General features: G+C 54.5%; 7 protein-coding genes and 1 other RNA gene. 2 read left to right on the forward strand and 6 right to left on the reverse strand.

Annotated features, from left to right (window positions below):
• Positions 1 to 173: 173 nt before the first annotated feature.
• Positions 174 to 1151: an NAD(+) diphosphatase gene (nudC, locus tag OXI60_10380; protein MDE0310221.1), complete on the reverse strand. Its 978-nt coding sequence runs from the start codon at positions 1149 to 1151 to the stop codon at positions 174 to 176.
• Positions 1144 to 1710, reverse strand: a complete 567-nt coding sequence (locus tag OXI60_10385) for a hypothetical protein (protein MDE0310222.1) — start codon at positions 1708 to 1710, stop codon at positions 1144 to 1146. Before OXI60_10385 ends, nudC begins: the two co-directional genes overlap by 8 nt.
• Before the next feature lie 546 nt (positions 1711 to 2256).
• Between OXI60_10385 and folD the strand changes: the two genes are divergently transcribed.
• Complete coding sequence (gene folD, locus OXI60_10390) at positions 2257 to 3135, forward strand: bifunctional methylenetetrahydrofolate dehydrogenase/methenyltetrahydrofolate cyclohydrolase FolD (protein MDE0310223.1); 879 nt, start codon at positions 2257 to 2259, stop codon at positions 3133 to 3135.
• A gap of 42 nt (positions 3136 to 3177) precedes the next feature.
• Here folD and OXI60_10395 read toward each other — a convergent pair whose 3' ends face one another.
• The 4 genes from OXI60_10395 to rsmI all read right to left on the reverse strand — a co-directional run bounded on the left by OXI60_10395 (position 3178) and on the right by rsmI (position 8331).
• Positions 3178 to 4950, reverse strand: a complete 1773-nt coding sequence (locus tag OXI60_10395; protein MDE0310224.1) for a gamma-glutamyltransferase family protein — start codon at positions 4948 to 4950, stop codon at positions 3178 to 3180.
• 85 nt (positions 4951 to 5035) lie between these two features.
• Positions 5036 to 6715, reverse strand: a complete 1680-nt coding sequence (locus OXI60_10400; protein ID MDE0310225.1) for a formate--tetrahydrofolate ligase — start codon at positions 6713 to 6715, stop codon at positions 5036 to 5038.
• Between the two features lie 213 nt (positions 6716 to 6928).
• Positions 6929 to 7328: RNase P RNA component class A (gene rnpB / locus OXI60_10405), an RNA gene on the reverse strand.
• Between the two features lie 148 nt (positions 7329 to 7476).
• Positions 7477 to 8331, reverse strand: a complete 855-nt coding sequence (gene rsmI / locus OXI60_10410) for a 16S rRNA (cytidine(1402)-2'-O)-methyltransferase (GenBank protein ID MDE0310226.1) — start codon at positions 8329 to 8331, stop codon at positions 7477 to 7479.
• 90 nt (positions 8332 to 8421) lie between these two features.
• Between rsmI and OXI60_10415 the strand changes: the two genes are divergently transcribed.
• A complete protein-coding gene (locus OXI60_10415) occupies positions 8422 to 10434 on the forward strand; it encodes a penicillin-binding protein activator (GenBank protein MDE0310227.1) in 2013 nt (670 codons plus the stop codon).
• The last annotated feature ends 187 nt before the right edge of the window (positions 10435 to 10621 follow it).

Here is a 10621-nt window from a genome sequence, read left to right on the forward strand (position 1 = left end):
ACGCCAGAATCGGGCTGTTGATGCGAAAATAATGCTCTAACGCGATTTCAGGGAAGCAAGGGAAAGGAAGCAGTGAGCGAAAGAGGCTGACCTGACGGGGTGTCCAAAGATGTGACATTGACCGTGAATGAGACCAGGTGTACGGCACCGTGTCCCGATGCGATCCTCGCTGACTACCACGAGCGCACGATTCGCAGATCATTCAACACGTCGGACAGAGTGCGCGGCGAGTGCTCATCAAACCAATCCTCGACCAGGCGATAGGCGATGGAAAGGCGCGGAGGGACGCGAAACTCGCCCGAAGCCAGTCCGTCTACGACGTCATCGACGCTACGCCAGATGGCATCCTGCAGTTCTCCATCGTTCAGCCGGATCTCATAGCTCGACGCGGTCGCAGTGAAACCCAGCATGATTGATCCGGGAAACGGCCATGGCTGGGAGGAATGATAGTCGACGGTATCGAGTGTGATATCGGTTTCTTCCAGAACCTCACGCACCACCGCCTGTTCGACGCTCTCACCTGGTTCAACAAAGCCTGCGATGACTGAATATCTGAATTGCGGCCACGCTTTCTGCCTTCCAAAAAGACATTCACTGTTATTTGTCACGGCAACAATAATCGCCGGATCGGTTCTCGGGAAATGCATTTTCGCGCACTGTGATTGCACACACTGCCGGCAATGTCCACCCTGGACCGACACGGTTGCCGAACCACATTCACCGCAAAACCCGTGCGCCCGGTGCCAGTGGAACATCGCCTTCGCATATGAAACAAGTGTCGCGTCCTCAGCCTTGAGGCTGTACCCTTGCTCTCGAAGTCCCGCGAACTGACCGTTGCCCAACCAATCCCTGTCCAGGCTCGCGGTGTCACCGATGTCCAATGCGAAATAGTGATGCTTTTCCCGGCATCCGAGATAAATGCTGTTCTCGACCGAGCAATGCAGAGCGCTGATGCCGTCCGAAGTCACCAGTACGGGTGCGGGGCTGGGATTTTCCGACATGAAAAACTGATCTTGGTGGAACAGCACAAAGCGGGCGGACGCCGAAGCCTGAAGCGAAGTGAGTTGCTCGTCATCCTTACGTCGGCTGACCATACGGTTGAGGTCACTGCAGGTAAAGACGTTCAGAAGTGAACGCTTCAGATCATCCATTGAATTTTCGAACCTGGCGGGTGACGAACTCTTTTACCTGTTCCAGATCGCCGACCAGCGGCACCTGTGGATGCAGATTCGTGATCTGCGATTGATTGTCCAGCCATGCGACGACGGGCTTATTATAAATCACTGCCAGTTCAGCCTCTGCCGCTGTTCCCGACCGTCCTGGCAATACCACGATGACATCGGAACTCAATACATTGATGTGGTTACGGGATAGTTGATCCTTGCCCTGGTCGCCCGAGTACGGCAAATGTGTGTATATCGGAATCTCGACATAGCGATTGGGATAACCGGCGGATGCGGCATAGGTTTTGCTGCCCTCATCAAACTGCCCGGGTATGACGCCGATAACCGATCCCTTGCGTGCTTCGGTTTCAGCAAACGCACGGCTGACTGACAGCATCACGCCACAACCGCCACCTGTGAGGAGGTGCACGTCAATCGTCGCCAGCCAGCGACCGAGCGGGGTTGCCTGACTTTCGAATTGTGTACGACCTGACCCCATGACGCCGACGATGGGCAGGCTATGGGTGGACTGTGGGTGCTGATTCATGTTTTCAGGTTGTAATTGACAGATGATACCTGAATCCCTCATCCCATCGGTGAGCGAATGCAGTGAGACGGCATACCAGGCTTTTCTGATCCTTTAGATCAGGCCAACAGCCGTCTGATGAATTGGTTTCGCAGCCTGATGTGTCATCTTTTGTTGAACAGATTCGCAAATGCTGTATGTATTTACACCGTGCACGACGAACAGCGCCAGACCTCTCGATTCAAGATGAAGCCTCGCGTTTCCCGAAAGTCGGTGAGCCGCTTTCAAGACGCGGTAAAATCCCGGTTGCGGATGTATTGTTTGCATCGGGCAGCCGGCTGTGCGATTGTCTGGCAATTCGCACCATGCTGCCCGATTTGTATTGGCGCGGCGGTGTCATTCCCTTCGGACTACGTCCTTCGGCAGGGATACTGCCCGGTCTCACATGTTTGTGACCGAGGGCAATACCAGATGCGCACTGGCTTCGTGCGCCGCAATGATCCGAATCAGCCAAGTATATAATTCGCTAAATTTCCGGTTCAAACTGCATTTCGATTAGGGTGGCAAATGGCAAAATTGATTGACGGCAAAGCGCTTGCGGCAAATCTGAGACAGAGCGTGGCCGAAAAGGTGAATCTAGTGAAGACAGAGCATGGTCTTATCCCGGGACTGGCTGTGGTACTGGTTGGCGACAGTGACGCCAGCCAGGTTTATGTTCGAAACAAAATCATTCAGACGGCACAGGCCGGGATGAACTCCTTTCACAACAAATTGGCTTCAGGTGTCACTGAAAATGAACTCCTTGACCTGATTGAGAGATTGAATTGCGATCCTCTCGTTCATGGAATTCTGGTTCAGTTGCCGCTGCCTGATCACATCAACGCTGAATTGGTGATCGGTTCAGTTCTGCCGCAGAAAGACGTCGATGGGTTTCATGCGCAGAATGTCGGACTGCTGACTATCGGTATGGATGCATTGGTGCCGTGCACGCCACTCGGCTGCATTCAATTGCTGAAGTCCTGTGAGATGGACCTGAACGGAATGAATGCTGTCATTGTCGGTCGTTCCAACATTGTCGGAAAACCCCTTGCAACCTTGCTGCTCAAGGAAAATTGCACCGTCACTGTCGCCCATTCCAGAACACGCGACTTGGAGACAGTATGCAGTCAGGCAGACATTCTGGTCTCGGCAGTCGGAAAAGCGCACATCATCAAGGGCCATTGGGTAAAGCCCGGTGCAACAGTCATCGATGTTGGAATCAATCGCATCAAGCATGAATCCGGGAAGATGCAACTGGTAGGCGATGTCGATTTTGCTGAAGCGGAAAAGATAGCCGGAGCGATCACACCGGTCCCGGGCGGAGTCGGGCCGATGACAATCGCGTGCCTGTTGCAAAATGCGCTGAAGGCAGCTTGCAACCAGCACAACGTCCCGGTTCCCGACTAGACAGGTTCGACCCGTCAGTCAGCTAGAATCAACCGCTTTCACCTACCAACAATAAGCCGCGGCAGGAAATACATCACCCTTTGCACCGCGCGGGTCACAACCTGCCTCGAGCAACCCGGTTTGCGGATCCCTTTCGATCGCAAGAAGATAGCCTTCGGTCCAATCCGGTCGCGGCTGTATCGCGTGTCCACGCGATTGAAGTGAGGTCAGAACGTCCTCGCCGACACCCTCCTCGATCGCGACAAGCCTGTTTTGAAACTCGTGCGGTGCGAAGTAACCGGGAAAGTGGTGACTCGAAAACTTCGGTGCCTCGATCGCCTGGGCAATGGTCATGTCGAATACCACCTTATTGAGCAGGAACTGCAGCATCCACTGATCCTGTTGGTCACCGCCCATGCTGCCATACACCATCCATGGTTGACCGGCTCTGTGAACCAACGTCGGACTGATGGTCGTTCGCGGCTGCTTGAAAGGTGCGATGACACCTGGATGATGATCCGGCGCGAGGTAAAACGTCATCAGCCTGTTTCCCAAAGGCACTCCCAGTGATTTGACAAGTTCGGAAGACTTGAGCCATCCACCGCTGGGCGTGGCTGCAACCATGGTTCCGTGCCGATCAATCGCATCAACGTGGACGGTGCCGTGGCCCCAGGACTTGCCGCCGATTCGTTCCTCTACCGTCAAGGCAGCCATCTGCCTGTTCGGATCACCCGGAACGATCTGATCGCCTGCGGTGGAAGAGTCTATCAGTTTGGCACGCAGAGCGCCGTATTCGTCGCTGAGCAGTCCCTCAATCGGCACCTTGACGAATTCGGGATCGCCATACCACTGCTCGCGATCCGCGAAGGCAAGCTTGACAGCTTCTATCACCGTGTGGAGATACTCAGTCGAATTATGCCCCATATCAGCGAGTGGAAAGTTCTTGAGGATCGACAGCGCCTGCAACAATGCCGGTCCTTGGTTCCAGGGTCCGCACTTGTAGGTGCGAACGTGATCGAAGTCGATCGATACAGGCGATTCGATTCTGGTCACAAACGCCTGCATGTCGTCCTGCGAAAGGAATCCATCGCGCGCCCTGGAATGTCTGGCGATCTCAGACGCGATGTCGCCTGAATAAAACGCCTTTCGTGCCGCCGCAATTCCATTCTCGCGTGTCCCGCCGGCAACCCGTTCCGCGGACATCAGTGTCTGGAAGACATCCGCCAATGCGCAATTCTCGATCAACTGACCGGGATTCGGCAATTCATCATCGGGCAGATAGACGGCCGCCGTATTCGGCCATTCGCTGCGAATCAGGGCCGCGTTGTCGCGGACACCGAAGTCCGGCATGAACAACAGTCCGCGATGCAAGGGAAAACCTTTGGCAGTGTCAAGGGCATGACCGCAGACATCGCTGAAGGACATGGTGCCGAAATTCTCCAATGCTGTGGTACAGGCACCAAGTGCGGCCGGGACTCCGGCTGCCAGGATTCCGGTATCCGGCACGTCGGTGTATCCCCGCTTCATGTAATTCCCGACTGTCGCTGAGGCGGGTGCCACGGTATTGCCATTGACAACGATCGGCTCGGCTTGATCGGCCATCTGGATCAGCATGGGGCATTCGCCACCGATCGTGTGCTGATGCGGATTGACCACACCTTCAACCAGAACCGCGGCTACCGTCGCATCGACTGCGTTCCCACCCGACTTGAGCACATCCGCTCCGGCACCTGCTGCCAGATAGTGCTCGCTTGTAACGGCACCATTGAAGCCGAAAAGGCGGGGATGAAAGGGGGCCGCTTGCAACTGCTTGCGGTCCAGTGTCCGGATCGCCATCAGTCAGACATCCGACACCAACCTGTGCGGAAGGACATGCACGGCATATTCGGTGTGGATTGGTGTCGCGAGACCCGCAATTCGATCAGAACAAACCTTCGATCTGACCATTGTTACCCAGTCGAATCGCATTCGCGGCTGGCACCCTGGGCAATCCGGGCATTGTCATGATATCGCCGCAGATGGCCACCACAAACCCTGCGCCTGCAAGCAGGCGAACTTCGCGGATCGGTACAATATGGCCCTTGGGGGCGCCTAAAGCAGTCGGATCGACTGAAAAACTATACTGCGTTTTGGCCATACAGACCGGCAGGTGAGCGAAACCGTCGCTTTCCAGCTGCTTGAGGTAGGCAGCGGCTTTGCTGTCGATCGCGATATCTGCCGCGCCATAGATCTGTTGTGCGGTGGTGCGGATCTTGTCTGCGAGTGAAAGTTCATTCGGGTACAGAGGCTTGAATGATCCGGTTCCTGAATCCGCCAGTTCGACGACTCTGTGTGCGAGCGCCTCGGTACCCGCCCCGCCGTCAGACCAGTGTGTGCATTCGGCCACGTTCGCACCCAAAGTCTCGCAACTGTTTCGAACCACTTCCACCTCAGCATCTGTATCTGAAACGAAACGGTTGATTGCCACAATCGCCGGCAATCCGTATTTGGCTACATTTTCGAGATGCTTCTCAAGGTTCACGCATCCCGCCTCAACAGCCGCGACATTCTCGATGCCAAGCTCAGTCCTGGAGACACCGCCGTGCATTTTCAGTGCCCGGATCGTCGCTACAACGACAACCGCTGAGGGCTCAAGGCCCGATGTGCGACACTTGATATCGAAGAACTTCTGCGCACCCAGGTCAGCACCGAATCCCGCCTCAGTGATGACGTAGTCAGTCAACTTGAGTGCGGCCTTTGTCGCCACCACTGAATTGCAGCCATGAGCGATATTTGCAAACGGTCCGCCGTGAACAAATGCAGGATTGTTTTCCAATGTCTGAACCAGATTCGGTGCGAAGGCATCCTTGAGCAGTACAGTCATCGGGCCATGGCCGTTCAATTCCCGGGCTGCGACTGACGATCGATCGCGGCGATACCCGACAATGATATTGCCCAGTCTCCTCTCGAGGTCCTGCAGATTTTCCGCCAGGCAGAATATCGCCATGATTTCACTCGCGACGGTAATGTCAAAACCGCTCTCCCTGGCAAACCCGTTTGACACGCCCCCGAGTGAGCATACAACCTGGCGCAAGGCACGATCGTTCATGTCAACCACCCGGCGCCACGCTACCCGACGGCTGTCCAATCCAACATCGGAACCCCAGTAAATTGAGTTGTCAACAAGTGCTGAAAGAAGGTTGTGCGCAGTTCCGATGGCGTGAAAGTCTCCGGTAAAATGCAGGTTGATATCTTCCATTGGCACAACCTGGGCATAGCCACCGCCAGCCGCGCCACCCTTCATTCCGAAGCACGGTCCCAGACTGGGCTCCCGCAAACAGACCATTGCATTGACGCCAATCCGATTCAGACCATCGCCCAAACCGACTGTAGTGGTTGTCTTGCCCTCACCGGCCGGGGTTGGTGTGATCGCGGTAACCAGTATCAGCTTTCCATCTTGTCGGCTCGACAGGGAATCAATGAAGTCCAGGTCAACCTTGGCCTTGGTGTGACCGTATGGAATCATTGAGGCAGCTGGGATATCCAGACGCTGTGCAATTTCTCCGACTGGCTTCAGCGACGCTTCTCTAGCGATCTCAATGTCGCTTTTCACTTTCAACACAACTAATGTCTCCTAATTGAATCGTTCAGGATGAATGACCATTTTCACGTTCAAATGCGCACGATACGCAAGTGCCATGATTCTGGCTGCAGTATCCAATTCACGAAACAGAAAATAATACTACACACCCATTCACATTTGATCGGGAAAAACGTTGGTTGGAAATGCAAAGGCGGGCGAACTCAGAACAATCGGATACTCGCATGGAATAACGAAAAGAGTCGGTCTGTAAGCCGGGTTCTGTACGATCAGATGATCGTCGGCAGCCATTCATCTAGGATTTCCATCACTGAAAATCTCCAGCAACCTACCCAAATCCAACGCGGGCCGCGTTCACAGATTTCTATTTGGTCTTGCTCCAGGTGGGGTTTACCCTGCCGTTGCCGTTGCCGCCAGCGCGGTGCGCTCTTACCGCACCATTTCACCCTTACCCTCGGCGTCAATCCCTGACGGGAATGACATCTCAGGCGGTATATTTTCTGTGGCACTTTCCGTCGGTTCACACCGCCCAGGTATTACCTGGCACCCTGCCCTAGGAGCCCGGACTTTCCTCCCGACAGGCGGTCAGCACACTGTGCTGACGACACTGCCAAGCGACTGCCCGACCGACTCTCTTCTTGAGCACGGTCATTGTACATCAACGAGATCTCATATAGCCGTACGCTTGGCAAAAAAACACTCATCGAGACATGCCTGACTGTACAAAAGTTCCTGACTGCGACAGCGACCCGGCACAGGTGATGCGAATTAAAAAAAGGCAGCTATCTGTCGGCACTGTCGTCCTTGAGCTCAAGCGCACGACGGTACAATGCGTTGCGGCTGACTCCGCGCAGGCGGGATGCCACCTGCGCCGACTTGCTGGCCGACATCTCGCCCATCAGGACATTCAGCATGTGATCGGTCTTTTCCTCATTGTCGTCTGCCGGCGGTCCGACACTGACGATCGCTATGACGAACTCACCTTTTTGGTTACTCGGCATCGACGTCACCCAGTTGACCAGTCCGTCCAGAGTATCTCTTCGAATCGCTTCGTGAATCTTTGTCATTTCGCGCGCGATGCACGCTTCACAGCTCGCTCCGAAAACCATTCGCATGTCCTCGACGGAGCGCAAGATTCTGTGGGGCGCCTCATAGAAAACTATCGTGCCGCGGTGTGCGCGAAGCTGGTTCAACCGGGCGCGGCGGTCCGCCTGTCTGGCTGGAAGAAAGCCGGCAAAAATCAGGTTGTCCAAAGATACGCCAAAAGCCGACAGTGCACAGGTCAATGCACTTGCACCGGGGACCGGGACAACTGAAACACCACCTGCGTGCGATGCCTCGACCAACGCCTGACCCGGGTCGGAAATCAATGGAGTGCCTGCATCACTGATCAAGGCGATACTCTTGCCTCTTGCAAGGAGTTCGATAACACGGTTGGTCTGACTTGTCTGATTGTGCTGATGAAATGCGATCATTCTTGTCGAAATCCCATACCTATGCAGAAGTTTCCGGCTATGGCGCGTATCTTCGGCTGCGATCAGGTCCACTTCCTTGAGAATTCTGATCGCTCTGATCGTGATGTCCTCCAGGTTGCCGATCGGTGTGGCAACGACATAGAGTGTCCCCGCAGTATTCATTGGATAATGATCAAGTTATAATCTTGCAACCAGATTGTGCAGTTCTCAGTTTATTATGCTGATTCCATCTGACATTGTCAGCCCAATCGCATGAATTTCATACTTACCGTGTCCGCAAGAACATTCCTCAGCGCGTCGATTGGTGGACTGTGCCTGTTGCTATCGGGCTGTGTGGAAGAGAGCACAACGGCACCGGCCAGTTCAGCATCACCCACCGATACAGCTACAGTTATTGCGGATTCCCCTTCGACAGCATCTTCCGCCGACGAGCTTCCAGCACTGATTGATTTTCCATCGCAAGACGCTGTTGCAGAGGTGATCGAGCCGGAAATCGAATACTCGGCGTGGGAGCTGATCAATCAGGCGCAAACTTCCGGGCCGGACCGCAACATGAAACTCATCGAGGCAGCGCATATTCTGCTGACGCAGAACAATGCCTCACAGGCAGACTCGATCATCAACCTGCTCGATCGCAATGCGCTCGGTGAATCGGAACAGGTGGAGTTTGAAATCTTCCAGGCGCGCACCCGCCAGTTCAACGATCGGCACAGGTCTGCATTCAGGCAATTGAACAGGATTTCGAAGCGGTCGGACCTGCAACCGGAGCAGGCATTGCGGATTGCCCGGCTGAGAGTTCATTCCGCGTCCTATCTGGGAGATCAAATTCTCCTTTTCCAGGAACTGGTGCGACTCTACGGCATGCTGTCGAGCGAAGATGAGCGTCTTCAGATCGGGCATCAGATTTGGCAGTTACTCAGCATGGTGTCTTTTGATGATCTGATCACGGCACTGAATGACAGTGACTTGACGAACGTGCGCCTGTGGACACTGCTTGCATATGACATCAACCTGGCTCGGTACGACCCTCACTTGATGCGCAATGCTCTGGACTACTGGATTGCCGGCCATCCGGACCATCAGGCGAATCAGCTGATCGAGTCGGGAATCTACTCGGACAACCTCTCCTACTCCAACATCGGGGTGCTTCTTCCATTGTCGTCGCAGAGCAGACGTGCGGTACAAGCCTTTATGGACGGATTCAATGCTCAGCATTCCGCCGATACCAGCCCTGACAAACCCATACTGACTTTCATTGATATCGGAAGTGATCCCCGTCACATAAACCAGCACCATTTCCAAGCCCTGTTCAATGGGGCGGATTTTGTCGTTGGCCCTCTCGGTACCAGTTATGTTGAGGAGGTGACGCGTATCGGGAATTTCATCGTACCGACCCTGCTTCTTGGAGTCGTCGACGAGACCTCCCTGCCACAAGAAGTCTATCAGTTCGCACTGGCACCGGAACACGATGGCGTGATCGCCGCACAGCGGGCGAGACAGGATGGACATACAACTGCACTGATTCTCGAATCGCCCTCAAACTGGTCGAAGCGGGCAACCGAAGCATTCAGAACGGAGTGGGGACGGCTCGGTGGTGTGGTGATTCAGAGCAAGGTATTCGAACAGGGGCTCGATGACTATTCTGACACGATCAGGGAAGTGTTCAATATCGACGAAAGCGTACAGCGCTACCGCGACTTGCGCAATGAACTGGGACGCGGGATGAAGTTCATACCCAGGCGGCGACAGGATGTGGACTGTATCTTTCTCAGTTCTGATCATCTGCATGGACAACTGATCAAGCCACATATCGATTTTCTGAAGGCGCATGATGTGCCCGTCTATGCTACGAGTCGAATCTTCAGCGGTGAGGTTGACAAGATAGCCGATCAGGACCTCGATGGAATACGTTTTGCTGACATGAATTGGCTGGTGGATCAAGGCGATACGGCACGTACCCTGCGAAAGAAACTAAGCTCTGAACACGCCCTGTCAGCCGGCCTTAATCGAATCTATGCGATGGGGGTCGACACCTACAACCTGATTCCCCGTCTGGATACGCTGCGTCGGAATCCCAATGCAAGACATCACGGCATTACGTCAACGATGGCGGTTGACGAGAAAGGGCGGGTGTTGAGAGAACCAATGTGGGTGCAGTTTGCCGATGGAACTCCGGAACCGATCATACATCTGCCTGACCCGGAAACGCAGGTCCGCCCGGTCATCCGCGAACCGGATGACGCATTGGTTCAACCTGAGAGATAGCGCTCCCGGCTTCAATTTTGACATTCCCGGGCCATGATTGACTCGACATTGGCCGCAGAAAGCTGGTGCCCGTCGGGATCAGTTCAACCTGTTGTCAATATGGGCCAATCGAGCCTGTATCCGGACCGCCGTCACCCCCCTGAAATCTCTTTAGACAAGTCAAAAACAAGAAAAGCCCTGCCGGTAT

The organism is Acidiferrobacterales bacterium (assembly GCA_028820695.1).
GTDB lineage: Bacteria > Pseudomonadota > Gammaproteobacteria > Arenicellales > JAJDZL01 > JAJDZL01.